The sequence below is a fragment of the Aurantimonas sp. HBX-1 genome (genome assembly GCF_021391535.1).
In the GTDB taxonomy this organism is placed as follows: domain Bacteria; phylum Pseudomonadota; class Alphaproteobacteria; order Rhizobiales; family Rhizobiaceae; genus Aurantimonas.
Window position 1 is genome coordinate 2,508,509 of sequence record NZ_CP090066.1, and the last position, 24,263, is coordinate 2,532,771.

A 24,263-nucleotide genomic window follows, 5' to 3' on the forward strand; every position below is an offset into this window, starting at 1 on the left:
CCGATGAGCTTCGAATACACCGACTACGAGCCCTACGACTTCGCCAACCGCCGCCATATCGGCCCCTCGCCGGCCGAGATGGAGGCGATGCTGAAGGTCGTCGGCGCCGAAAGCCTCGACGCCTTCATCGATGCCACCGTGCCGGCCTCGATCCGCCAGAAGGCGCCGCTCGAATGGGGTCCGGCAATGACCGAGCGCCAGGCGCTCGACGCGCTGCGCGAGACGGCCGACATGAACCGCAACCTCGTGTCGCTGATCGGCCAGGGCTACCACGGCACGATCACCCCGCCGGTCATCCAGCGCAACATCCTCGAGAACCCTGCCTGGTACACGGCCTACACGCCCTATCAGCCGGAGATCAGCCAGGGCCGGCTCGAGGCGCTGCTCAACTTCCAGACGATGATCGCCGATCTGACCGGCCTCGACGTCGCCAGCGCCTCGCTGCTCGACGAGGCGACGGCCGCCGCCGAGGCGATGGCCATGGCGCATCGCGTCGCCAAGGCGAAGCGCGACGTGTTCTTCGTCGACGAGAACTGCCATCCCCAGACCATCGCGGTGATCCGCACCCGCGCCGAGCCGCTCGGCTGGTCGGTCGTCGTCGGCGATCCCTTCACCGATCTCGACGCAACCGCCGTCTTCGGCGCCATCGTCCAGTATCCCGGCACATACGGGCACGTACGCGACTTCGGCGACATCATCGCCGCACTGCATGGCGAGCAGGCGATCGCCATCATGGCGGCCGATCCGCTGGCGCTGGCGCTGCTGCGCACGCCCGGCGAGATGGGCGCCGACATCGCCATCGGCTCGGCCCAGCGCTTCGGCGTGCCGATGGGCTATGGCGGACCGCACGCGGCCTTCATGGCGGTCAAGGACGCCCACAAGCGCGCGATGCCCGGCCGCCTCGTCGGCGTCTCGGTGGATTCGCGCGGCAACCGCGCCTACCGGCTGGCGCTGCAGACCCGCGAACAGCACATCCGCCGCGAGAAGGCGACCTCCAACATCTGCACCGCGCAGGTGCTGCTGGCGGTCATGGCGGCGATGTACGGCGTGTTCCACGGCCCGTCCGGCATCAAGGCGATCGCCCAGCGCGTCCACCAGCGCGCCGTCCTGCTCGCCGCCGGCCTCGAGAAGCTCGGCTACAAAGTCGAGCCCGACGCGTTCTTCGACACGGTGACGGTGGAGGTCGGGCGGCTGCAGCGGGTGATCCTCGACGCCGCCGTCGCAGGCGGGGTGAACCTGCGCAAGATCGGCACCGACCGGATCGGCATCAGCGTCGACGAGCGCACCCGACCCGGCAACATCGAGACGGTGTGGCGGGCCTTCGGCGGCGACATGAAGGTCGCCGACTTCCCGCTGACCTACCGGCTGCCGGAGAAGCTGCTGCGGAGCAGCGCCTACATGACCCACCCGGTCTTCCACATGAACCGGGCGGAGAGCGAGATGACGCGCTACATGCGCCGGCTCTCGGACCGCGACCTCGCGCTCGACCGCTCGATGATCCCGCTCGGCTCCTGCACGATGAAGCTGAACGCCACGGCCGAGATGCTGCCGATCACCTGGCCGGAATTCGCCGAGCTGCACCCGTTCGTGCCGGCCGACCAGGCGCTCGGCTACAAGGCGCTGATCGACGATCTCTGCGCCAAGCTCTGCCAGATCACCGGGTTCGACGCTGTGTCGATGCAGCCCAATTCGGGCGCGCAGGGCGAATATGCCGGGCTCCTCACCATCCGGGCCTATCACCGCGAGAATGGCGGCGCCGAGCGCGACGTCTGCCTGATTCCGACGTCGGCCCACGGCACCAACCCCGCCTCGGCGCAGATGGCCGGCATGAAGGTGGTGCCGGTCCGCACCGCGGCGAACGGCGACATCGACGTCGACGATTTCCGCGCCAAGGCCGAGCAGTACGGCGAGCGCCTTGCCGCCTGCATGATCACCTATCCCTCGACGCACGGCGTGTTCGAGACGCGGGTGGCCGAGCTCTGCGACATCGTCCACCAGCACGGCGGCCAGGTCTATCTCGACGGCGCCAACATGAACGCCTTGGTCGGGCTGGCGCGGCCGGGCGATTTCGGCGCCGACGTCTGCCATCTCAACCTGCACAAGACCTTCTGCATCCCGCATGGCGGCGGCGGGCCGGGCATGGGGCCGATCGCCGTCAAGGCGCATCTCGTGCCGCATCTGCCGGGGCACCCCGTGACCGGCGGCGAGGCCGGGCCGGTGTCGGCGGCGCCCTACGGTTCGCCGTCGATCCTGCCGATCTCCTGGAGCTACTGCCTGATGATGGGCGGCGCCGGCCTCACCCAGGCCACCAAGGTCGCGATCCTCAACGCCAACTACATCGCCCGCCGCCTCCGCGACGCCTATCCGGTGCTCTACGCGGCGGAGAACGGCCGGGTGGCGCACGAGTGCATCCTCGACACGCGCATCCTGCAGGAGAAGGCCGGCGTCAGCGTCGACGACATCGCCAAGCGACTGATCGACTGCGGCTTCCACGCGCCGACCATGAGCTTCCCGGTGCCGGGCACGCTGATGATCGAGCCGACCGAGAGCGAGACCAAGGCCGAGCTCGACCGGTTCTGCGACGCCATGCTGGCGATCCGCGAGGAGGCCCGCGCCATCGAGGAGGGCCGCTCCGACCCGCTCGACAACCCGCTGAAGAACGCGCCGCACACGGTGGAAGATCTCGTCGGCGAGTGGAACCGCAGCTACAGCCGCGAGCAGGCCTGCTTCCCGCCCGGCGCCTTCCGCGTCGACAAGTACTGGGCGCCGGTCAACCGGGTCGACAACGTCTATGGCGACCGCAACCTCGTCTGCTCCTGCCCGCCGATGGAAGACTACCAGGAAGCGGCGGAATAGCCGCCCCCTGCCACCGCGCCGGCATTCGGCATGGGTGATCCGGGGCTTTACGGCGGGCTGATGCTCGCCTCGTTCCTGGCGGCGACGCTGCTGCCGGGATCCTCCGAGGCGCTGCTCTCCGGGCTGCTCGCCAATGGCTACGGCGAGCCCCTCCTGCTCGTCGCCGCCGCCTCCTTCGGCAACGTCACCGGGTCGCTCGCCAACTTTCTCTGCGGGCGCTTCCTCGCCCGCTTCATGGGGCGGCGCTGGTTTCCGGTGTCGGAAGCGGCCTATGGACAGGCAGCGTCCTGGTTCGAGCGCTTCGGGCTCTGGACGCTGCTGTTCGCCTGGGTGCCGATCGTCGGCGATCCGCTGACCGTGGTCGCCGGCGCGCTGCGGACGCCGCTCGTGCCGTTCGTCGTGCTGGTCAGCGTCGGCAAGGTGCTGCGCTATTCCGGCGTCGCCGCCGCGACGCTGTGGTGGACCGGCGGCTGAGAAGGTCCTGCCGCGCCGCGATCGCAGGGCAGCGGCGATGCCCAAGTTGGCGCCAGTCAAGCGGCGCCCCGCCGGCCGTCGCCTCGGTCACAGCGAGTTGGCGGCATCCACCAGATGCGGGACGATGGCGGCCTCGATGCGGGCGCGGTCCCATTTGAGGCCCGAGACCGAGCACTGGATCGCCGCCGTGCGGCGTTTGCCGCGCACCGGTGCGGCGATGCCGACCTCGTTCATCAGCAGCTCGTCATAGCCGATCGCGTAGCCGGTCTCGGCGGCCTCGTCGATGAGGCGCAGCACCGCCATGCGGTCCATCACCGTGTTCTGCGTGTAGCGCTTCATCGGCCATTCCTCGGCGCAGCGGCGGCGCTCCTCCGGCGGCCGAAGCGATAGCATCGCCCGACCGCTGGAGGTGTTCAGCGCCGGCGCGCGCCGGCCGACGATGGTCGCGGCGTAGCTGGTGCGGGCATTCGGCATGCGGGCGGCATAGACGATGCTGTCGCCGTCGAGCAAAGCGAGATTCACCGTCTCGCCCAGCGCCTGCCGCAGGTCGATCAGCCGCGGCATCGCCGCCCGCACCGTCTCGTCCGCGAAAAGGAAGGCGTTGGCGAGTTCGAGGAACTTGATCGCCGGCCGATACCGCCGGGTCTGCGGATCCTTTTCCAGATAGCCGAGCCGATGGAACGTGTTGGCGAAGCGCTGCGTCGCACTCTTGTCGAGCCCGGTCGCCGCCGCGAGATCGCGCAGCCCCATCTCGCTATGGGTCTCGTCGAAGGCGGCGAGGACGCGCATGCCCTTCTCGAGAGAAGAAACAAACAACGTGTCCTGCCTGGGAGCAATCGAATCCATCTGCCGTTCCGTCATGATGCACTGCACAAATTATGCGCAGCGGCGGGTGTTGACTAGTTCGTGACCTGATGCGTAGCTTAGCATATTACAGTCGCGGATATCACATTATGATACTTGCCGAAATCGCTACCTCGCCGAAATCGCCGCCCGGGGCTCCCGGGGGGACGAGCGTGGCGCCGCGCCGACAGCCCGCGCGATGAACGCGTTCTCCCGCTCGCAGACGGTCCGCAAACCCGCGATCCGCTCCGCCGGCGGGATCGTCGCGGCGCAGAGCCGGCTGGCGGCGGAAACCGGCGCCGCGGTGCTCGCCGAGGGCGGCGACGCGATCGACGCCGCCGTCGCCACCTCCTTCGCCCTGGGCGTGCTCGAGCCGTGGATGAGCGGGCCGGCCGGAGGCGGCGCGATGATGATCTGGCGGCAGGCCGAGCAGAAGGCCTACTGCGTCCACTACGGCATGCGGTCCCCGGCGGCGCTCGATCCCGCCGACTATCCGCTCTCCGGCGAAGGCGTCGCGTCGGACCTGTTTGCGTGGAAGGCGGTTGTGGGCGACCGCAATGTCGAGGGTGCCAAGGCCGTCGCGGTGCCGGGCGTCGTCGACGGGATCGGCCAGGCGCATCAGCGCTTCGGCAGGCGGGACTGGCAGGACCTGCTGCAGCCAGCGATCGCGCTTGCCCGGGAAGGGCTGCAGATCGACTGGTACGCGGCGCTGATCCTGGCCTCGAACACCCGGTCGCTGGCCCGGGACGCCGACGCGGCAGCGCTCTTCCTCGAGGACGGCATGTGGCCGCCGGTGCCCGGTTGGACCGCGCTGGTCGACCGGCGCATCGCCAACCCGGCGATGGCCGAGACCCTGGCGGCGCTCGCCGAGCGCGGCTACCGCGAATTCTACGACGGCGATATCGCCCGCACGCTCGCCGCCGACGTCCAGGCCAAGGGCGGCTCGCTCTCCGCCGAGGACCTGGCGGCCTATCGCGCCACGATCACCGAGGTCGCCCGCACCCCCTATCGCGACGGCGGCTTCTATCTGCCGGGCGACCTGACGGCCGGCCCGACGATCGCCGATGTCTTTTCGCGGCTCGGCGCCGGCGAGATGACGGGCGCGCATCGTCCGGACGGGGGAAGCTTCGGCGCCTACGCCGACGCCTTCGCGGGCGCCTATCGCGACCGCCTCGCCAGCATGGGCGACAACGAGGCGCCGCACAGCCCGGCCTGCACGACGCATTTCTCGGTCGTCGACCGCGACGGCAACATGGTGGCGATGACCCAGACGCTGCTGTCGGTGTTCGGCTCGCGCGTCGTGTCGCCGTCCACCGGCCTGCTGCTCAACAACGGCATCATGTGGTTCGACCCGGAGCCCGGCCGGCCCAACTCGCTCGCGCCCGGCAAGCGCTGCCTGATGAATGTCTGCCCGGTGATCGGCGAGACCGCCGACGCACGCTTCGCCATCGGCGCCTCGGGCGGGCGCAAGATCATGCCGGCGGTGGCGCAGCTGTCCTCGTTCATGATCGATTTCGGCATGGACCTCGACGCCGCCTTCCATCATCCGCGCATCGACGCCAGCGGCGGGCCGGCGGTGATCGCCGATGAGGCGCTGTCGCCCGAGATCATCGCCACGCTCGCCGAGAGCCGCCGGGTCGTGACCGCACCGCGCACCGTCTACCCCAATTCCTTTGCCTTCCCCGCCGGCGTGATGCGCCGCGGCGCCGAGAATTCCGGCGCCAGCGAGATCATGTCGCCGTGGGGAGACGCGGTTGCCGAGCCCACCGTCGCCGGTGATCGTCCATGACCCTCAGATCCGCCCCCGGCGGCCGCCGATGCCCATCCCACCGCAACAAGGAGCAGCGCACATGAAGCATCTTCGATCCCTCGGAAAGGTCTTCCCGCAAGGTCGCCTGCGCCGGCATCTGCTGGCCTCGGCGATCGCGCTGGCAAGCGTGGCCGCTATGCCGGCGACCTCCGTCCTGGCGCAGGAGATCCGCGCGGTGATGCATTCGGGCCTGCGGGTGCTCGATCCGATCATCACCACGGCGCACATCACCCGCAACCACGGCTACATGATCTACGACACGCTGCTGGCGGTGGACGAGAACCAGACGCCGCAGCCGCAGATGGCCGACTGGACGGTCTCCGACGACGGCATGGTCTACACGTTCACGCTGCGCGACGGGCTGAAGTTCCACGACGGCGCCGACGTCAAGGCCGCCGACGTGGTAGCCTCGCTGAAGCGCTGGGCCGAGCGCGACGGCGGCGGCCAGATGCTGATGGGCTACACCAAGAGCATCGAGGCGAGCGACGACAAGACGGTCGTGCTCACCCTTTCGGAGCCGTTCTCCTACGTCATCGAGCTGATCGCCAAGCCGTCCGCGGTGCCGGCCTTCATCATGCCGGAGCGCATGGCCTCGACACCCGGGACGGAAGCCGTCACCGAGCACATCGGCTCGGGTCCGTTCCGCTTCGTCGAATCCGAATACGAGCCCGGCGTGCGCGTCGTCTACGAGAAGTTCGAGGACTACGTCCCGCGTTCTGAGCCCGCGAGCTGGACCGCCGGCGGCAAGGAAGTGAAGGTCGACCGCGTCGTCTGGGTCAACATGCCCGACGCCCAGACTGCGCTCAACGCCCTCACCTCCGGCGAGATCGACTATATCGAGCAGCCGCCGATCGACCTCCTGCCGCTGCTCGAGGGCAACGAGGAGATCAGCGTCGATGTCCTCAACACGCTCGGCTACCAGACGATGGGCCGGCTCAACTGGCTGCATGCGCCCTTCGACGACGTGCGCGTGCGCCGGGCGGCGATGCTGGCGCTGAACCAGACCGACGTGCTCGGGGCGCTGATCGGCAACCCGGAATACTACCGCGTCTGCGCCTCGATGTACGGCTGCGACACCCCGCTGGCGACGGACGCCGGCGGCGAAAAGATGCTGGAAGGCTCGGATGTCGAGGGCGCCAAGGCGCTGCTCGAGGAAGCCGGCTACGACGGCACGCCGATCGTCCTGATGCAGCCGACCGACGTTTCCTCGGTCAGCCCGCAGCCGGTGGTCGCCGCGCAGCTGCTGCGCGCGGCGGGCTTCACCGTCGACCTGCAGCCGATGGACTGGCAGACGCTGGTCACCCGCCGCGCCAGCCAGGCCGCTCCGGCCGACGGCGGCTGGAACATGTTCTTCACCAACTGGGTCATCCCGGAAGTGTGGAACCCGATCATCAATCCGATGCTCAACGGCGGCGGCACCGAGAAGGCCTGGTTCGGCTGGCCGGACGATCCGGAACTCGAGGCGATGCGCAAGGAGTTCGTGCAGGCGACGAGCGATGAGCAGCGCAAGGAGATCGCGGCGCGGATCCATCAGCACGCCTACGACGTCGTGAACTACATCCCGCTCGGCCAGTATCTCAGCCCCACGGCGTGGCGCAACGAGCTGTCGGGCGTGATGAAGGCGCCGGTCCCGCTGTTCTGGGACATCACCAAGGCCGAATAGGCCGCCTCCGGGCAGGCGGCGCGAACCCGCCCGCCTGCCCGGCCTGCCTCTCTCCCACCCGTGGAGCCCTGACGCCATGCTCGCCTATTTCGTGCGCCGTGTGCTCGCCGCCATCCCGGTGATGATCGTCGTCGCCCTGTTCGTCTTCCTGCTGCTGCGCCTGACGCCGGGCGATCCTGCCGCGATCATCGCCGGCGACATGGCGACGCCGCAGCAGCTGGCGGACATCCGCGAGGCGCTCGGCCTCAACGAGCCGCTCTACACCCAGTTCGTCACCTGGAGCACGCAGCTGCTGACCGGCGATTTCGGCACCTCGCTGATCTCGCGCACGCCGGTGACGACGCTGATCGGCCAGCGCCTCGAGCCGACGGTGAGCCTGGCGCTGCTGACCATGGCGCTGACGATCCTGATCTCGGTGCCGCTCGGCGTGCTGGCGGCCTGGAAGCATGGCAGCTGGATCGACAACCTGGTCACCACCGCCTCGGTCGTCGGCTTCTCCATCCCGGTCTTCGTCATCGGCTACATCCTGATCCAGATTTTCGCGCTGGAGCTCAAGCTCCTCCCGGTCCAGGGTTTCCGCAGCATTTCCGAAGGCGTCGGGCCGTTCCTCGAACGGGCGATCCTCCCCGCCCTGACGCTCGCCTCGATCTACATCGCGCTGATCACCCGGATGACGCGCGCCGCGATGCTCGACGTGCTCGGCGAGGACTATGTGCGCACCGCCCGCGCCAAGGGCCTCGACGAGAACGCGGTGCTGTTCAGCCACGCGCTGCGCAACGCCGCAGTGCCGATCCTGACCGTCATCGGCACCGGCTTCGCGCTGATGATCTCCGGCGTCGTCGTCACCGAGAGCGTCTTCAACATTCCCGGCCTCGGCCGCCTCACCGTCGATGCGATCCTGGCGCGCGACTATCCGGTGATCCAGGGGCTGATCCTGCTGACCAGCGGCATCTACGTGCTGGTGAACCTCGCGATCGACCTCTCCTACGCCTTCCTGGACCCGAGGATCCGCTATTGATGACCCAAGTCGAGGCTCGGGCGGAGCCGCTGGTGCGCCGGCGTTTCCCCTCCCTGATGCGCGGCGGCGGCTTCGGCATCGCCGCGATGCTCGCCGCGGCGGCGCTGCTCCTGATCGTGCTGATGGCGGTGTTCGCGCCACTGATCGCGCCCTTTGATCCGATACAGATGGATCCGTCGAAGCGGCTGCAGCCGGCCGGCGAGATGTTCCTGCTCGGCACCGACGCCTATGGCCGCGACCTGTTCTCGCGGATCGTCTACGGCGCCCGCATCTCGTTGATCGTCGGCATCGGCGCGGCGGTGGTCAGCGTCGCGATCGGCCTGCCGCTCGGCTTATTGTCGGGCTTCTTCCGCCCGCTCGACGCGATCCTGATGCGGATCATGGACGGGCTGATGGCGATCCCCGGCATCCTGCTCGCCATCGCCGTCGTGTCGCTGGCCGGCGCCAGCCTCTGGACCGTGCTCATCGCGATCACCATTCCGGAGATCCCGCGCGTCGTGCGGCTCGTGCGCTCGGTCGTCCTCACCGCCCGCGAAGAGCCCTATGTCGAGGCGGCGATCGCCGTCGGCTCCAGCCTGCCGAAGATCATGTGGCGGCACCTGATGCCCAACACGCTGGCGCCGCTGATCGTCCAGGGCACCTATATCTGCGCCTCGGCGATCCTCACCGAGGCGATCCTGTCCTTCCTCGGCGCCGGCATCGGCACCGAGACGCCGTCCTGGGGCAACATCATGTCCGAGGGACGGGTCTACTTCCAGCTGAAGCCGTCGCTGATCTTCTGGCCCGGCCTGCTGCTGTCCGCCTGCATCCTCTCGATCAACCTGCTCGGCGACACCGCCCGGGACATGCTCGATCCCCGCATGAAGCAGCGCGGAGCCGCACGATGAGCGCCAATGCCCCGATCCTGCGCATCGAGGACCTCGTCGTCGAGACCGGCGGCCACTATCCGGTGCCGATCCTCAACGGCATCTCGCTCGAGATCGGCAGCGGCGAGACCGTCTGCCTCGTCGGCGAAAGCGGCTCCGGCAAGTCGGTGACCTCGCTGACCACCATGGGCCTGTTGCCGAAGGGCGCCCTGGTGGCGCGAAGCGGGCACATCTGGCTGGAGGGCGAGGACGTCCTCGCCGCCAGCCCGCGGCGCCTGAAGCAGCTGCGCGCCACCCGCATGTCGATGATCTTCCAGGAGCCGATGACCGCCCTCAACCCGGTGCTGACCGTCGGGCGGCAGATCGAGGAAGTGCTGAAGGCGCACGCCAGCCTGAGCGCCGGCGAGCAGCGCCGGCGGGTGCTGGAGATGCTCGAGCAGGTGCACCTGCCCGACGTCGAGCGGATCTACGGCTCCTATCCGCACCAGCTGTCGGGCGGCCAGCGCCAGCGCATCATGATCGCCATGGCGCTGATCCTGCGGCCCAAGCTGCTGATCGCCGACGAGCCGACGACGGCGCTCGACGTCACCACCCAGAAGCAGATCCTCAAGCTGGTGCGCGAACTGCAGGAAGAGCTCGGCACCTCGGTGCTGTTCATCACCCACGACATGGGCGTCGTCGCCGACATCGCCGACCGGGTCTGCGTCATGCACCATGGCGACATCGTCGAGACCGCCGCGACGCGGACCATCCTCGCCGAGCCGAAAGAGGCCTATACCCGCGCGCTGCTGGCCGCGGTGCCGGCGCTGCTGCCGCGCTCGCCGCGCGCCGACATGGGCCACGAGACGGTGCTCGAAACCATCGAACTCGGCATGACCTACCAGCGGAAATCCTTCCTGCGGGCAAGCCCCGGCACCGTCGCCGCCGCGGACGTCAACCTGGTGCTGCGACGGGGCCGCACGCTCGGCATCGTCGGCGAGAGCGGCTCGGGCAAATCCACCGTGGCGCGCTGCGTGATGCGGCTGATCGACCCGACGGCGGGCAGCGTGCGGGTCGGCGGCAAGGACATTTCCGGCCTGTCGCGCAACGCCCTGCGGCCGCACCGCAAGCGCATCCAGATGATCTTCCAGGACCCCAACCGCTCGCTCAACCCGCGCATCACCGTCGGTGACAGCATCACCGAGGGCCCGATCAACTACGGCGCCACGCGCGCCGACGCCCGCCAGCGCGCCGGCGAACTGCTGGAACTGGTTGGCATGCCCGCCGACGTGCTCGACCGGCACCCGCACCAGTTCTCCGGCGGCCAGCGCCAGCGCATCGCCATCGCCCGGGCCCTCGCCATGGACCCGGACGTGCTCGTCGCCGACGAGGCGGTGTCGGCGCTCGACGTGTCGGTGCAGGCGCAGGTGCTGGACCTGCTCGACGACATCCAGGCCCGGCTCGGCGTCGCCATCCTCTTCATCACCCACGACCTGCGCGTTGCCGCGCAGATCTGCGACGACGTCGCGGTCATGCAGAAGGGCCGTGTCGTCGAATACGGCCCGGCCGAAGCCGTCCTCAGGCACCCGCGACAGGACTACACCCGCGAACTGATCGAGGCGGCGCCCGGCCGGGACTGGGACTTCCCGAATTTCCGCCCGCTCGCCGCCACGCTAGCCGCCGAATCCAGACCATAGGACCCGCCCTGATGACAACACCGCGCATCGCCGTCGGCGGCTTCATGCATGAGACCAACACGTTCGGCCCCAGCAAGGCCGGGATCGACGCCTTCATCGAGGGCGGCGGCTGGCCGCCGCTGAGCGAGGGCGACGCGCTGATCCCGGCGACGCGCAACGTCAACATGGGCATCTGCGGCTTCGTGGAAGTGGCCGAGGCAGCAGGCTGGGAACTGGTGCCGACGCTCTGGTGCGCCGCCAGCCCCTCGGCCCACGTCACGGAAGCGGCGTTCGAAGACATTGCCGGGCGGATCGTCGCCGGCTTCGCGGCGGCCGGCCGGCTCGACGGCGTCTATCTCGACCTGCACGGCGCGATGGTCGCCGAGCATCTCGACGACGGCGAGGGCGAGCTGCTGGCGCGGGTGCGCGCCGTCGTCGGCCCGAACGTGCCGATCGTCGCCAGCCTCGACCTGCACGGCAACGTGACGCGGACGATGGTCGATGCCGCCGACGCGCTGATCGCCTACCGCACCTATCCGCATGTCGACATGGCCGAGACCGGTCGCCGCTCGGCTGCCTATCTCGGCCGCCTGCTGGGCGGCCAACGTGACGCGAAAGCCTTCCGCCAGCTGCCGTTCCTGATCCCGATCGCCTGGCAGTCGACGGTGATGGAGCCCAGCCGCAGCCTCTACGCGTCCCTGCCCGGCTTCGAGGCGGACGGCGTCGGCTCGATCTCGCTGCTCACCGGCTTTCCGGCCGCCGACTTCGCCGATTGCGGCCCGAGCATCGTCGCCTACGCGCCGACGCAGGACGCCGCCGACCGCGCCGCCGATGCGCTCTTCGACAGCATCAGCCGCCGCGAGTCCGACTTCGCCGGCAAGGTGTTCTCGCCGGATGCCGGGGTGGCCGAGGCCATCGCGCTCGGCGCCACCGCGCGTCGCCCGATCGTCATCGCCGACACGCAGGACAATCCCGGCGCGGGCGGTGATTCCGACACGACCGGCATGCTCCGCGCGCTGGTCGCGGCCGATGCAAAGCGGGCGGCGATCGGCGTCATCGTCGACCCGCAGGCGGCGGCCGCGGCGCACCGTGCCGGCGTCGGCGCCACGGTCAGTCTCGGCCTCGGCGGCAAGTCCGGCATCGCCGGCGACGCTCCCTTCGAGGCCGACTATGTCGTGGAATCCCTCTCCGACGGGCAGCTGACCGCCGCGGGTCCCTTCTATGGCGGCGCGCGCATGCAGCTCGGCCCCTCCACCTGCCTTCGCATCGGCGACGTGCGGATCGTCGTCGGCTCGCGCAAGGCGCAGATGGCCGACCAAGAGATGTACCGCTTCGTCGGCATCGAGCCGACCGAGCAGGCGATCCTCGTTAACAAGAGCTCGGTGCATTTCCGCGCCGATTTCGAGCCGATCGCCGAGACCATCCTCGTCTGCGCCGCACCGGGGCCGATGCCGGTCGACCCCGCGGCGCTCCCCTTCACCCGCCTGCGATCCGGCATGCGCCTTTCCCCCGGCGGCCCTGCCTTCGGCTGAAACGCCGCCCCCTTTTCCATTCTTGCCAAGGAAGCCTGCCATGTCCGTCCTGCCGCTGATCGACGCCTTCAAGGGCGACCTCGTCGCCATCCGCCACGACCTGCATGCCCATCCGGAAATCGGCTTCGAGGAGAAGCGCACCTCGGGCGTCGTCGCCGCGAAGCTGGAGGAATGGGGCGTCACCGTGCATCGCGGCATTGGCGGCACCGGCGTCGTCGGCATCATCGAGGGCAAGCGGCCCGGCCGCCGCATCGGCCTGCGCGCCGACATGGACGCGCTGCCGATGGACGAGCTCTCCAACCTGCCCTTCCGTTCGACCATCCCCGGCCGCTTCCACGGCTGCGGCCATGACGGCCACACCACGATGCTGCTCGGCGCCGCACGCTACCTCGCCGAGACCCGCGACTTCGCCGGCACCGCCGTGCTGATCTTCCAGCCGGCGGAGGAAGGCCTCGGCGGCGCCCGCGCCATGCTCGCCGACGGGCTGTTCGAGCGCTTCCCCTGCGACGAGATCTACGGCCTGCACAACTCGCCCGACCTCGAGGCCGGCCAGATCTCGATCTTCCCGGGCAAGGGCATGGCCGGCGCCAGCTTCTTCGACATCAAGATCACCGGCGCCGGCAGCCACGGCGCCATGCCGCACAAGTCGCGCGACCCGATCGTCGTCGCGACGCATCTCGCCGCGGCGCTGCAGAGCATCGTCAGCCGCAACACCGACCCGACGAAGTCGGCGGTGCTGTCGATCACCCAGATCCATTCGGGCTCGGCCTACAACGTCGTGCCGGAGGAAGCCGCGCTCGCCGGAACGATCCGCTTCTTCGACGACGCGGTTGGCGAGATGGTCCGCACCCGGCTGCGCAAGATCGCGGCCGGCGCGGCGCTGTCCTTCGAGGTCGAGATCGACGTCGACATCCGCGACATCTTCTCGGTGCTCGACAACCACCCGGCCGAGACCGGCTATTTCACCGAGGCCGCGACCGACATCGTCGGCGCCGGGAACGTCCTCACCGAGCCCCGACCGACGATGGGCAGCGAGGACTTCGCCGACATGCTGCAGGCGGTGCCCGGCGCCTATTGCTGGGTCGGCCATGCCGGCACCGTGCCGCTGCACAATCCGAGCTTCGTCCTCGACGACGGCATCCTGCCGATCGGCGCGAGCCTCCTGGCGCGGATCGTCGAGCGGCGGCTGGGCGCGGCCTGAGCCGGCGCGCCTCGGACAGGAAACAGGGGGAAACGACATGACGCCATTGCCCGAACTCGATCTCGACGCCGACCGCATGCTGGAAGGGCTGCGGCGCTGGGTCGAGTGCGAGAGCCCGACCTTCGACGTCGCCGCGGTCAACCGGATGATGTCGCTGGCGGCCGAGGACCTCGCCGCCATGGGCGCCACGGTCGAGCGCATCGACGGCCCGGCCGGCCTCGGCGACTGCCTGCGGGCCGCCTTCCCGCATCCGCGCAAGGGCGAGCCCGGCATCCTGATCATGGCGCATCTGGACACGGTGCATCCGGTAGGCACGCTGGAGAAGCTGCCGTTCCGGCGCGACGGCGATCGCTGCTACGGCCCCGGCATCCTCGACATGAAGGGCGGCACCTTCGCCGCTTTGCAGGCGGTGCGGGCGCTGATCGAGGCCGGCGTCGAGACGACGCTGCCGGTGTCGGTGCTGCTCACCTGCGACGAGGAGATCGGCAGCCCCGGCACCCGCCCGCTGATCGAGGCGGAGGCCGCCAGGCACAAGGTGATCCTTGTCCCGGAGCCGGCGATCAACGGCGACGGCGTCGTCACCGGCCGCTACGCCATCGCCCGCTTCAACCTGGCCGCCACGGGCCGTCCCAGCCACGCCGGCGCGTCGCTCAAGGAGGGCCGCTCGGCGATCCGCGAGATGGCCGGCCGGATCCTCGCGATCGAGGACATGACCGACGACGACTGCACCTTCAGCGTCGGCGTCGTGCATGGCGGCCAATGGGTCAACTGCGTCTCGACCACCTGCCAGGCCGAGGCGCTGTCGATGGCCAAGCGCCAGGAGGACCTCGACCGCGGCACCGACCGGATGCTGGCGCTCAACGAGACCCGGGAGGACGGCACCGGCTTTGCCGTCACGCTCGGCGTCGTCCGGCCGGTCTGGGAGCCCGGCCCTGGCACGATGCGGCTCTACGCGCTCGCCGAGGAAGTTTCCGCGACGCTCGGCACGACCATCTCGCACGGCAGTTCCGGCGGCGGTTCGGACGGCAACTTCACCGGCGCGATGCGCCTGCCGACGCTCGACGGGCTCGGCCTCGTCGGCGGCGGCTACCATACGCTGGGCGAATACGTCACCGTCGAGAGCCTCGTCCAGCGTGCGCGGCTGATGGCCGGGCTGCTGGCCGGCATCACCGGCGAGGAGGCGGAACGCTGACCGCGCCGGTCACGCCGCCCTTCGACGCGGCGGGCGAACTCGTCGCGCCGCCCGGGCTGGCGATCCCCGAACTCTGCCGGCTCGGCGCCACGGAGCTGGCGGCGCTGCTGGCCAAAGGCGCGGTTTCCTCGCGCGAGATCGTCACGGCGTTCCTCGATCACATCGACCGGGTCAATCCGGCCCACAACGCCATCGTCTCGCTGCGGGAGCGGTCCGATATCCTCGCCGAGGCCGATGCGGCGGATGGGCGGCTGCGCGCGAAAGGGCCGGACGGGCTGCTGCACGGCCTGCCGATCGCCATCAAGGATCTCGCCCCCACCAAAGGCCTTCGCACCACCTTCGGCTCGCCGATCCACGCCGACTTCGTGCCGGATGCCGACAGCCTGACCGTCGCGCGCATCCGCGCCGCCGGCGCCATCGTCATCGGCAAGACCAACACGCCGGAATTCGGGCTCGGCTCGCACACCTACAACCCGGTCTTCGGCACCACCCGCAACGCCTACGATCCCGGCCTCAGCGCCGGCGGCTCGAGCGGCGGCGCGGCGGTCGCGCTGGCGCTGCGGATGCTCCCCGTCGCCGATGGCGGCGACATGGGCGGCTCGCTGCGCAACCCGGCCGGCTACAACAATGTCTACGGCATGCGGCCGTCGCAGGGACGCGTGCCGAATGCCGGGTCGGAGGATCTGTTCTATTCGCAGCTCGCGACCGATGGGCCGATGGCGCGCAGCGTCGCCGATCTCGCCGGGCTGCTAGCGATCCAGGCCGGTCCCGACGCACGGGCGCCGCTCTCGCTGCAGGATCCCTTCCGCTGGGAGCCCGGCACCCGTGCCCGGCCCGGGCGGATCGCCTGGCTCGGCGATCTCGGTTGCCACCTGGCGATGGAAGCGGGCGTCTTGGACGTTTGCGAATGGGCGCTGGCGCGTCTCGCCGCTGCCGGCTGCGCGGCCGAACCGGTGCTGCCGAAGTTCGACTGGGAGCGCCTCTGGTCGGCCTTCGTCGTGCTGCGGCAATTCTCGATCGCCGGCAAACACGGCCCGCTCTTCGATGACCCCGCGACGCGCGGCCTGCTGAAACCCGAGATGCAGTGGGAGATCGAGAGCGGCCGGCGCCTTAGCGCCGATGCCCTCTATGCCGCCGCGCGGACCCGCACCGATTGGTACCTCGAGTGCCTGCGCCTGTTCGAGGACTTCGACGCCCTGGCGCTGCCCTCGGCGCAGCTGTTCGCCTTCGATGCCGACTGGCACTGGCCGCGCGAGATCGCCGGCCGACCAATGGACAGCTATCACCGCTGGATGGAGGTGGTCGCGCCGGGAACCCTATCGGGCTGCCCGGTCATCAGCCTGCCCGCCGGCTTCGACGGCGCTGGCCGGTCGATGGGCCTGCAGCTGATCGGCCGGCCGGGAGACGATGCCGGGCTGCTGGGACTGGCCGAACTCCACGAGTGATCGCCCCGATATCTGCGGCCGATTCTCTCCCGCGCAACCGTGAGCTGGCCGGCGTTCCGCGCACCGAAAGCGCGGCTCTCGCTTGGAAGCACCGCGCGTCGTGGCTACGCCCGGCCGCGTGTCCCGGCATCGGTCGCAGACGGCCACCCGGCCGCGGCCGGGTGACGCGGTGCCGCCGGCGCTTCAGTCCGGCAGGACGAATTTCGGCGCGCGCGTCGCCCGGACCATCTCGAAGGTGACCGCGGTATCCTTCCAGGTGTCGTAGGGCTCGGCGGGCGGGCGCAGTGGCAGGCATCGCCGGATCGCCCTCACCGCGGCATCACGCAGCGTCCGTTCGACGGCATTCGCCGGCACGTACTCGGTGCTGGCCTCGAGCAGGTTGCCCTCGGGGTCGAGATGCAGGGTGAAGGTGATCGGCCGGACCGATGCGGCCGGGTCTGCCGAGGGCGACGTCCAGCACCGCATGACCTGCGCCTCGATGCCGGCGACCGGCGGCTGGCCCTGGGACACCGTCGCAGCCAGGCACAGGAGGGCGGCGAGGACGAGGGACTTCCGGCTCGTGGATGACGTCAATCGGGCTTCCTCTTGCGCTGGCGCGGTAGCGGCTTCCTAGCACGTCGCCGCGGCAGGTCGCGAGCGACGAACTGGCGCGCCGCGTAGCGCCCCTGGCCGGTCGCTGGCCGTCAGCTGCCGGAGGGGCGCGGGGCGGCGGCGGCAGGGCCGCAGAAGACGTCGTAGAGGGTGGTCATGATCGCCCGCGTCTCGGCACCGGCAAGCGAATAGAAGATCGTCTGGGCGGCCCGGCGCGTTGTCACGAGGCCGCCGGCGCGCAGGCGCGCCAGATGCTGCGACAGGGCCGACTGGCTGAGCCCAACCTCCTCCACCAGCATGCCGACGGACGCCTCGCCCTCGGCCAGCCGGCACAGGATGCGCAGGCGATGGGCGTTGGCCATCAGCGACAGCATCTCCGCCACCTGCGCCGCCCTTGCGTCGAGCGCCCGCGCATCCAGCGCCAGGGCGCCGGGGGTCAGGTCCGAACCATTCATAATATTAGACTTGTCTAATTTAGCCATGGCACATATATAGGCCGGGAACGCAGCCAAGCCAAGGGCTGCCATTGTCGTGCACCGGCTACCAGCGGGCGACGGTCCGGCCATACCGGTCGGACGCGCATCCGCACCGGCCGAACAGAGGAGAGTTGTCTCATGCTGACGCGCCATAGCCCGTCCCGCGGCGCGGGATCGCCCGATGTCTGGGGCTTCTACGAGGAAGCTTCCGGCTCGATCCAGTATGTCTGCGCCGACCCGGCCACCCGCAAGGCGGCCCTGATCGACGTCGTCCTGAACTTCAATCCCGCCGCGGCCCGGACGTCGACCGAAAGCGCCGACGAAATTCTCGCCCATGTCGAACGCGAGGGCCTGACCGTCGAGTGGATCCTCGACACGCATCCGCACGCCGATCACATGATGGCTGCCGCCTATCTGAAGGACAGGCTCGGCGCCCCGATGGCGATCGGCCGCAAGACGGTGGAGATCGCCGAGCTCTGGCGCGGCCTCTACAACCTGCCCGACGCTTTTGATCCAGAACGCGATTTCGACGTGCTGTGGGACGATGGCTCCAGCTTCCGGATCGGCGATCTCGATGTCCGCGTGATGCTGTCGCCGGGCCACACGCTCGGTTCCATCACCTATGTCGTCGGCGACGCGGCCTTCGTCCACGACACGCTGATGTATCCCGACATGGGCTCGAGCCGGGCCGACTTCCCCGGCGGCTCCTCGAAGGTGCTCTGGGCGACGATCCAGGAGATCCTGTCGCTGCCGCGCGAGACCCGGCTCTTCGTCGGCCACGATTACGGCGCCGAGGGTCGCGACGACGTCCGGTGGGAAGCCACCGTCGCCGAACACCGCAGCCGCAACGTCCATGTCAAGGACGGCACGGCCGAGGCCGACTTCACCCGTATCCGGGACGCCCGCGACAGGACGCTCGAGCTTCCGGATCGCATGCTGCACGCCCTGCAGGTCAATCTGCGCGGCGGCCGGCTGCCGGCACCCGAAGCCGACGGTAACCGCTACCTGAAGATACCCGTCAACCGGTTCTGAGGAGACAACGATGAGCAAGACCCTGAACGACTTCGTCTCGGAGGCCCGGTCGGCCACCGGCGTGGTGCAGCCGGCCGAGGCGCATGCGTCGGACGCCGTCATCCTCGACGTGCGCGAGGCTCACGAGCTGGACGAAGCCGGCCGCGTCGACCGCGCCGTCCACGTGCCGCGCGGCTTCCTGGAGGCCCGCGCCGACCCCTCCGCTGGCAGCGCCCATCCGGATCTCGTGGCGGCGCATGGCGGCGACACGCCCGTCTATGTCCTGTGTGCCTCGGGCGCCCGCGCCGCGCTGGCGGCGAAGACGCTGACCGAAATGGGCTACGACGCGCGGCCGATCGATGGCGGCATCAAGGCCTGGCGGGATTGCGGCCTGCCCGTCGCCGACTGACCCGATGTCCATGCGGCGCGGCCGCCCCCGGCCGCCGCGCCGCTCCCTGTCTGCAACCCGCCGCCCCGGGGCGGCCGAGTAACCGATGATGACCCTCAGCCTTGCACAATATCTCCTCGGCGCCCTGTCGGGCTCGCTGGTGGGCCTGTCGCTCGGCCTGTTCGGCGGCGGCGGCTCGATTCTGGCCGTGCCGCTGATGGTCTATCTCGTCGGCGTCCCCAGTCCGCACATGGCGATCGGCACCAGCGCCTTCGCCGTCGCCGCGAACGCGGCCGGCAATCTGGTCACCCACGCCCGGCTCGGCAACGTGAAGTGGCGCTGCGCCCTGATGTTCAGCGGCACCGGCATCCTCGGCGCGGTCCTCGGCTCCACCATCGGGAAGGCAGTCGACGGCCAGCAGCTGCTTTTCCTCTTCGCCATCCTGATGATCGGCGTCGCCGGCCTGATGTTCCGCGACCGCAGCCGCGTCGGCGACGCGAGCGCCCAGTGCACCCGCACGAACGCGCCGAAGGTCATCGGCTTCGGCGGCGCCACCGGCATGTTCTCCGGCTTCTTCGGCATCGGCGGCGGCTTTCTGGTCGTGCCGGGCCTCGTCGCCTCGACCGGCATGCCGATGTTGACCGCGATCGGGTCGTCGCTCGTCGCCATCACCGCCTTCGGCCTGACCACCGCCCTCAACTACGCGCGGTCCGGCCTCGTCGACTGGCCGCTCGCCCTGGTCTTCGTGGCGGGCGGACTCGCCGGCGGCGTCGCCGGCGCCTTCATCGCCCGCTGGCTGTCGGGCCGCAAGAGCGCCCTCAACGTCGCCTTCGCCGGCCTGATCGTCGTCGTCGCGCTCTACATGCTGTTCCGCAGCGGCCAGGCCTTCCTCGCCTGACCGCCGGTCGCCCATTCCGTCAACGGGGAGTTTCCCGATGCCACTCGACACGATCACCAGTTTCACGCCGCTCGCCTCGCTGGCCGGCGGCATCCTCCTCGGCCTGGCGGCGGTGATGGTCATGGCGCTGTTCGGGCGCATCGCCGGCATATCCGGCATCACCACCGGCGCCGTCCCGGGGCGCCGGGACGACTGGTCGTGGCGGCTCGCCTTCCTGGCCGGCCTCGTCGCCGCACCGCTGCTCGTCCTCGCCGTCACCGGCAGCCCCGTGCAGCAGACGGTGCCGGGCAATCTCGCCGCGATGGCGATCGCCGGCCTGCTGGTCGGCTTCGGGACGATCACCGGCTCGGGCTGCACCAGCGGCCACGGCGTCTGCGGTCTCGCCCGCCTTTCGGCCCGCTCGCTGGTCGCCGTCGTGACCTTCATGGCCACCGCCGCCGCCACCGTCTTCGTCCTGCGTCACCTCGTCTGAAGGAGAACCCGATGCGTCCCCTCTTCGGCTTTCTCGCCGGCCTGCTGTTCGGGCTCGGCCTGGTCGTCGCCGGCATGGCCGATCCGGCCAAGGTCCTCAACTTCCTCGACATCTTCGGAAGCTGGGACCCCAGCCTCGCCTTCGTCATGGGCGGCGCGGCGCTGACCACCTTCCTCGGCTACCGCCTGGTGCTGTCGCGGCTGCGGCGTCCCCTGCTGCTCCCCGGCTTCCAGCTCCCGACGCGCCAGGACATCGACCGCGACCTCCTGCTCGGCGCCGCGACCTTCGGCGTCGGCTGGGGCATCGGCGGCTATTGCCCTGGCCCGGCCTGGACCGCCCTCAGCCTGGCGGCGCCCGGCACGCTGGTGTTCCTGCCGGCGATGCTGGCCGGCATGGCGCTGGCTACGCTGCTGCGCGACCGGCGGACCGCCATCGCCTGAGCGACGGAATGGTGCCTGGCCGGCACGCCTGCCGCGCCGAGGGGCCCGCCCGGCCGGGTCCGGGTGGCGCCTGCCGGGCGAAACGCCGCAAGTCGCTTCTCCCCCGTTGCCCGCCGGATGGACCGTCCGTGCCTTGAATCCGGCGCGCCGATGCGTCACCAGACGGATCAGCGCCGGCCCCTCGCCTTGCGATCGGCGCCGTAACGCGGAAGCTGCGGCTTGCGAGGAGAATCACATGCCACGATCCGCCAGCCCGCACGCTTCCGAGGAGTTCGAGCCGACCTCGGACCAGCGGCCGTTCGCCGACGACGACGCCGCGCCCGCTTCCGTTTCCGCTTCCCCGGCGCGCGTGGCGTTCGCCGATCCGCGCGAGGCGCTGAAGACCGTGTTCGGCCACGCGGAATTTCGCGGCAAGCAGCGGGCGGTCGTCGACCAGCTCGTCGCTGGCGGCGATGCGCTGGTGCTGTTTCCAACCGGCGAGGGCAAGTCGGTCTGCTACCAGGTGCCGGCGCTCTGCCGCCCCGGCACCGCGATCGTCGTCTCGCCGCTGATCGCGCTGATGCGCGACCAGGTCGAGGCGCTGCGGCAGGCGGGCGTCAGCGCCGCCGCGATCAATTCGTCGATGAGCGAGGAGGAGCGCAGCGAGGTTCGCCGTGCGCTGCTCGCGGGCGAACTGCAGCTGCTCTACGTCACGCCCGAGCGGATGGTGATGGGCGGCTTCAAGAACACGCTGTCGCGGGTGAAGCTGTCGCTGATCGCCATCGACGAGGCGCATTGCGTCAGTTCCTGGGGCCACGACTTCCGGCCCGAATATCGCGAGCTCGAGACCCTCGCGGACGACTACCCGGGCGTGCCGCGCATCGCGCTCACGGCGACGGCGGATCCGACCACCCGCGCCGACATTGCCGAGCGGCTGCGGCTGCGCGAGGCGCCGGTCTTCATGACCTCGTTCGACCGTCCGAATATCCGCTATTCGATCGTCGAGCGCGACAACCCGAAGAAGCAGCTGCTCGCCTTCCTTTCCGGCCACAAGGACGACAGCGGCATCGTTTACTGCCTGTCGCGCCGCAAGGTCGAGGAAACGGCGTCCTGGCTCAACGAGCAGGGCATCCGCGCCCTGCCCTACCACGCCGGCATGCCGCACCACGTGAAGGCGGCCAACCAGGACGCCTTCCTCAAGGAGGAGAACCTCGTCCTCGTCGCCACCGTCGCCTTCGGCATGGGCATCGACAAGCCGGACGTGCGCTTCGTGGCGCACATGGACCTGCCCTCCTCCGTCGAGGCCTACTACCAGGAGACCGGCCGCGCCGGCCGCGACCGCGAGCCCGCCGAGGCCTGGATGGCCTACGGCATGCAGGACGTCGTGCAGCGGCGCCGGATGATCGACGAGGGCGAGGCGGACGACGCGGTCAAGCGCAACGGCCATGCCAAGCTGAGCGCCCTCCTGGCGATCTGCGAGACGGCGGACTGCCGCCGCTCGGCGATCCTGGCGCATTTCGGCGAGGCGCATCCTGGCGGCTGCGGCAACTGCGACACCTGCCTGTCGCCGGTCGAGACCTATGACGCCACCGAGGCCGCGATCAAGCTGCTAGCGGCGGTCTACCGCACCGACCAGCGCTACGGCGCCGGCCACGTCATCGACGTGCTGACCGGCAAGGCGACCGACAAGGTGAAGCGGGCCGGCCACCACGAGATCGCCGCCTTCGGCCAGGGCAAGGACGTCGACGCCCGCGTCTGGCAGTCGATCACCCGCCAGCTCACCGCGATCGGGCTGCTCGCCGTCGATGCCGACAGCTACGGCGTGCTGAAGCTCCAGGAGGGCGCCCGCGCGGTGTTCCGGGGCGAGCGGCGGCTGACCTTCCGCAAGGACCGCGACAGCAAGGCGACGCGCTTCCGCGGCACCTCCGGCGCGGTGGAGGGCCTGTCCGAGGCGGACGGCGCGTTGTTCGAGCTGTTGCGGCGCGAGCGCCTGCGCCTCGCCAAGGAACAGGGCCTGCCGCCCTACATGATCTTCAACGACGCGACGCTGCGGGCCATGGCGGTCTCCCGGCCGAGCGACCCGACGGCGATGGCGGCGATCTCCGGCGTCGGCGAGGCCAAGCTCGGCAAGTATGGCGACGTGTTCATCGCCGTCGTCCGGCAGGCGATGGCCGACGCGCGGTTCTAGCCGGGAACCCGGACTGCTGCCGCACCGGCGGTCGCGGCATCGCGGCCGTCTGGCGACGTTCCCGGGGTCCAAGCTTCCGGCAGCCGCTACGGGGAACCCGTCGCTCCCTTCACGTCCGCCTCGCGGTCCTTCTCGGCCGCAAGCAGCCGGGCGCCCAGCACCGCCGCGGCGGCCCGGTTCCTCACGCCGAGATTGCGGAACAGCGCCGCGAGGTGGATCTTGACGGTGCCTTCGCCGAGGTCGAGCATCCGGGCGACCTCCTTGTTCGACCAGCCCTTGACCAGCAGTTCCAGGACGTCGCGCTGGCGCGGGGTCAGCGGCGGCAAACGCTCGGGCTGCGGCGCCGGGACCTCGTCAGGCACGGCCATTGCGGGCCTCTGGCTGACCAGCCCCGAGACGTCGGCCAGCGAGGGCGGTACATAGATGGAGCCGCCCAGCACCGACTTCAGCGCCTGGGTGAGATCGTCCACGCCGAGGCCCTTGGGCACGTAGCCGTGGACGCCCGCCTCGAGGGCGGCGAGGATGTCCTCGCGGCGCCGCGAACTCGAGACGATGATCACCCGGATGTCGGGAAAGAGCTCCCGGATGACCCGCAGGTTGGCGGGGTTTCCCATCCCCGGCATGGAAAGATCGAAGAGCGCGACGGTGATGCCGGGCTTCTGCTCCAGCTGCTCCACCGCCTCATCGAACGAACCGGTCTCGATCACCTCCGACAGGCCAAGCCGTCCCGACAGGATCGAACTCAGCGCCATCCGGAAGAACTCGTCGTCATCGGCGATGAGGGCGGTGTTGTCGTGTTCCGGCATGCCGCGTTGAGGCCTCTTGCGTCATCTACAGGCGACCCGCGCCCCCTAGTGCCGCGCCGTCGACTAGGTGGCTGCCTCAAGTCCGGCCGGGTGACGGGCTTGCCGGAAATCGGAGCCGATCGGCCGAGCTCTGATGCAGAGGATGACGGGCGGATTCTCAGGATGGCGGCGATCCGCGCCGGCAGCCGACGTCACGTCTCGCATCCGCGGCGATCCTCCCTCTTTTCCGCGATGTCGGCAAGCGCCGCGACCAGCGCTGGTTGAGACGCCACGAAGAAAGCAACCGCCGCGGCCTAATCCGGGCCGCCTGTTCCCAGGTGGCGTTCTAGGCCATGAGGGGGAATATCGCTGGCCGCTCAGATGGTTAAATTCCGGTTAACACAGGGCACGAAGACTTCGGATTTCGGACCCACCCTGTGGAGAAGCTGCATCAGCAGCGCCCGAGTTTTCCAGCAAATC

At 69.9% G+C, this 24,263-nt stretch carries 21 protein-coding genes; 17 read left to right on the forward strand and 4 right to left on the reverse strand.

Features of this window, described 5'->3' with window-relative positions:
• Nucleotides 1–3 precede the first annotated feature (3 nt).
• Nucleotides 4–2,856 (forward strand): aminomethyl-transferring glycine dehydrogenase, encoded by a 2,853-nt coding sequence (gene gcvP / locus LXB15_RS11865; protein WP_233948655.1) that lies wholly within the window; start codon nucleotides 4–6, stop codon nucleotides 2,854–2,856.
• Between the two features lie 30 nt (nucleotides 2,857–2,886).
• The gene (locus LXB15_RS11870; RefSeq protein WP_233948656.1) at nucleotides 2,887–3,330 is read left to right on the forward strand and encodes a YqaA family protein; all 444 of its coding nucleotides are present in this window, start codon (nucleotides 2,887–2,889) and stop codon (nucleotides 3,328–3,330) included.
• 87 nt (nucleotides 3,331–3,417) lie between these two features.
• Here the strand turns inward: LXB15_RS11870 and LXB15_RS11875 are convergent, their stop codons facing one another.
• Nucleotides 3,418–4,191, reverse strand: a complete 774-nt coding sequence (locus LXB15_RS11875; RefSeq protein ID WP_370640096.1) for an IclR family transcriptional regulator — start codon at nucleotides 4,189–4,191, stop codon at nucleotides 3,418–3,420.
• Between the two features lie 181 nt (nucleotides 4,192–4,372).
• Here LXB15_RS11875 and LXB15_RS11880 point away from each other — a divergent pair, with 181 nt between their 5' ends.
• The 9 genes from LXB15_RS11880 to LXB15_RS11920 all read left to right on the forward strand — a co-directional run bounded on the left by LXB15_RS11880 (nucleotide 4,373) and on the right by LXB15_RS11920 (nucleotide 16,555).
• Entirely contained in the window at nucleotides 4,373–5,962 is a 1,590-nt protein-coding gene (locus LXB15_RS11880; protein ID WP_233948658.1) for a gamma-glutamyltransferase, read from the forward strand.
• 61 nt (nucleotides 5,963–6,023) lie between these two features.
• Nucleotides 6,024–7,646, forward strand: coding sequence for an ABC transporter substrate-binding protein (locus LXB15_RS11885; protein ID WP_233948659.1), 1,623 nt, complete (start codon nucleotides 6,024–6,026; stop codon nucleotides 7,644–7,646).
• A 76-nt stretch (nucleotides 7,647–7,722) separates the two neighbouring features.
• Nucleotides 7,723–8,664 (forward strand): ABC transporter permease, encoded by a 942-nt coding sequence (locus LXB15_RS11890; RefSeq protein ID WP_233948660.1) that lies wholly within the window; start codon nucleotides 7,723–7,725, stop codon nucleotides 8,662–8,664.
• 56 nt (nucleotides 8,665–8,720) lie between these two features.
• On the forward strand, nucleotides 8,721–9,551 hold the full coding sequence (locus LXB15_RS11895) for an ABC transporter permease (RefSeq protein ID WP_233953144.1): 831 nt from the start codon (nucleotides 8,721–8,723) through the stop codon (nucleotides 9,549–9,551).
• On the forward strand, nucleotides 9,548–11,206 hold the full coding sequence (locus LXB15_RS11900) for an ABC transporter ATP-binding protein (protein WP_233948661.1): 1,659 nt from the start codon (nucleotides 9,548–9,550) through the stop codon (nucleotides 11,204–11,206). The genes LXB15_RS11895 and LXB15_RS11900 overlap by 4 nt, the downstream gene beginning before the upstream one ends.
• An 11-nt stretch (nucleotides 11,207–11,217) precedes the next feature.
• Nucleotides 11,218–12,717 carry a M81 family metallopeptidase gene (locus LXB15_RS11905; RefSeq protein ID WP_233948662.1) on the forward strand — a complete coding sequence of 500 codons (1,500 nt, stop codon included), beginning with the start codon at nucleotides 11,218–11,220 and terminating at the stop codon, nucleotides 12,715–12,717.
• A gap of 40 nt (nucleotides 12,718–12,757) precedes the next feature.
• Nucleotides 12,758–13,918, forward strand: coding sequence for a M20 aminoacylase family protein (locus LXB15_RS11910; protein WP_233948663.1), 1,161 nt, complete (start codon nucleotides 12,758–12,760; stop codon nucleotides 13,916–13,918).
• A gap of 37 nt (nucleotides 13,919–13,955) precedes the next feature.
• On the forward strand, nucleotides 13,956–15,110 hold the full coding sequence (locus LXB15_RS11915) for a M20/M25/M40 family metallo-hydrolase (protein ID WP_233948664.1): 1,155 nt from the start codon (nucleotides 13,956–13,958) through the stop codon (nucleotides 15,108–15,110).
• A gap of 62 nt (nucleotides 15,111–15,172) precedes the next feature.
• Nucleotides 15,173–16,555, forward strand: a complete 1,383-nt coding sequence (locus tag LXB15_RS11920) for an amidase (RefSeq protein WP_370640226.1) — start codon at nucleotides 15,173–15,175, stop codon at nucleotides 16,553–16,555.
• 183 nt (nucleotides 16,556–16,738) lie between these two features.
• Here the strand turns inward: LXB15_RS11920 and LXB15_RS11925 are convergent, their stop codons facing one another.
• On the reverse strand, nucleotides 16,739–17,128 hold the full coding sequence (locus tag LXB15_RS11925) for a hypothetical protein (protein ID WP_233948665.1): 390 nt from the start codon (nucleotides 17,126–17,128) through the stop codon (nucleotides 16,739–16,741).
• 110 nt (nucleotides 17,129–17,238) lie between these two features.
• A complete protein-coding gene (locus LXB15_RS11930; protein ID WP_233948666.1) occupies nucleotides 17,239–17,601 on the reverse strand; it encodes a helix-turn-helix transcriptional regulator in 363 nt (120 codons plus the stop codon).
• Between the two features lie 159 nt (nucleotides 17,602–17,760).
• On the opposite strand from LXB15_RS11930, the gene LXB15_RS11935 reads away from it, so the two are divergent.
• The 6 genes from LXB15_RS11935 (at nucleotide 17,761) to recQ (ending at nucleotide 22,998) form a co-directional block, all read left to right on the forward strand.
• Complete coding sequence (locus LXB15_RS11935; RefSeq protein ID WP_233948667.1) at nucleotides 17,761–18,654, forward strand: MBL fold metallo-hydrolase; 894 nt, start codon at nucleotides 17,761–17,763, stop codon at nucleotides 18,652–18,654.
• Between the two features lie 10 nt (nucleotides 18,655–18,664).
• A complete protein-coding gene (locus LXB15_RS11940) occupies nucleotides 18,665–19,042 on the forward strand; it encodes a rhodanese-like domain-containing protein (RefSeq protein WP_233948668.1) in 378 nt (125 codons plus the stop codon).
• 88 nt (nucleotides 19,043–19,130) lie between these two features.
• Nucleotides 19,131–19,919, forward strand: coding sequence for a sulfite exporter TauE/SafE family protein (locus LXB15_RS11945; RefSeq protein WP_233953146.1), 789 nt, complete (start codon nucleotides 19,131–19,133; stop codon nucleotides 19,917–19,919).
• A 37-nt stretch (nucleotides 19,920–19,956) separates the two neighbouring features.
• Complete coding sequence (locus tag LXB15_RS11950) at nucleotides 19,957–20,391, forward strand: YeeE/YedE family protein (RefSeq protein WP_233948669.1); 435 nt, start codon at nucleotides 19,957–19,959, stop codon at nucleotides 20,389–20,391.
• Between the two features lie 11 nt (nucleotides 20,392–20,402).
• On the forward strand, nucleotides 20,403–20,831 hold the full coding sequence (locus tag LXB15_RS11955) for a DUF6691 family protein (RefSeq protein WP_233948670.1): 429 nt from the start codon (nucleotides 20,403–20,405) through the stop codon (nucleotides 20,829–20,831).
• A 235-nt stretch (nucleotides 20,832–21,066) separates the two neighbouring features.
• A complete protein-coding gene (recQ, locus tag LXB15_RS11960) occupies nucleotides 21,067–22,998 on the forward strand; it encodes a DNA helicase RecQ (RefSeq protein ID WP_233948671.1) in 1,932 nt (643 codons plus the stop codon).
• A gap of 86 nt (nucleotides 22,999–23,084) precedes the next feature.
• Here recQ and LXB15_RS11965 read toward each other — a convergent pair whose 3' ends face one another.
• Nucleotides 23,085–23,804 carry a response regulator transcription factor gene (locus LXB15_RS11965; RefSeq protein WP_233948672.1) on the reverse strand — a complete coding sequence of 240 codons (720 nt, stop codon included), beginning with the start codon at nucleotides 23,802–23,804 and terminating at the stop codon, nucleotides 23,085–23,087.
• Between the last annotated feature and the right edge of the window lie 459 nt (nucleotides 23,805–24,263).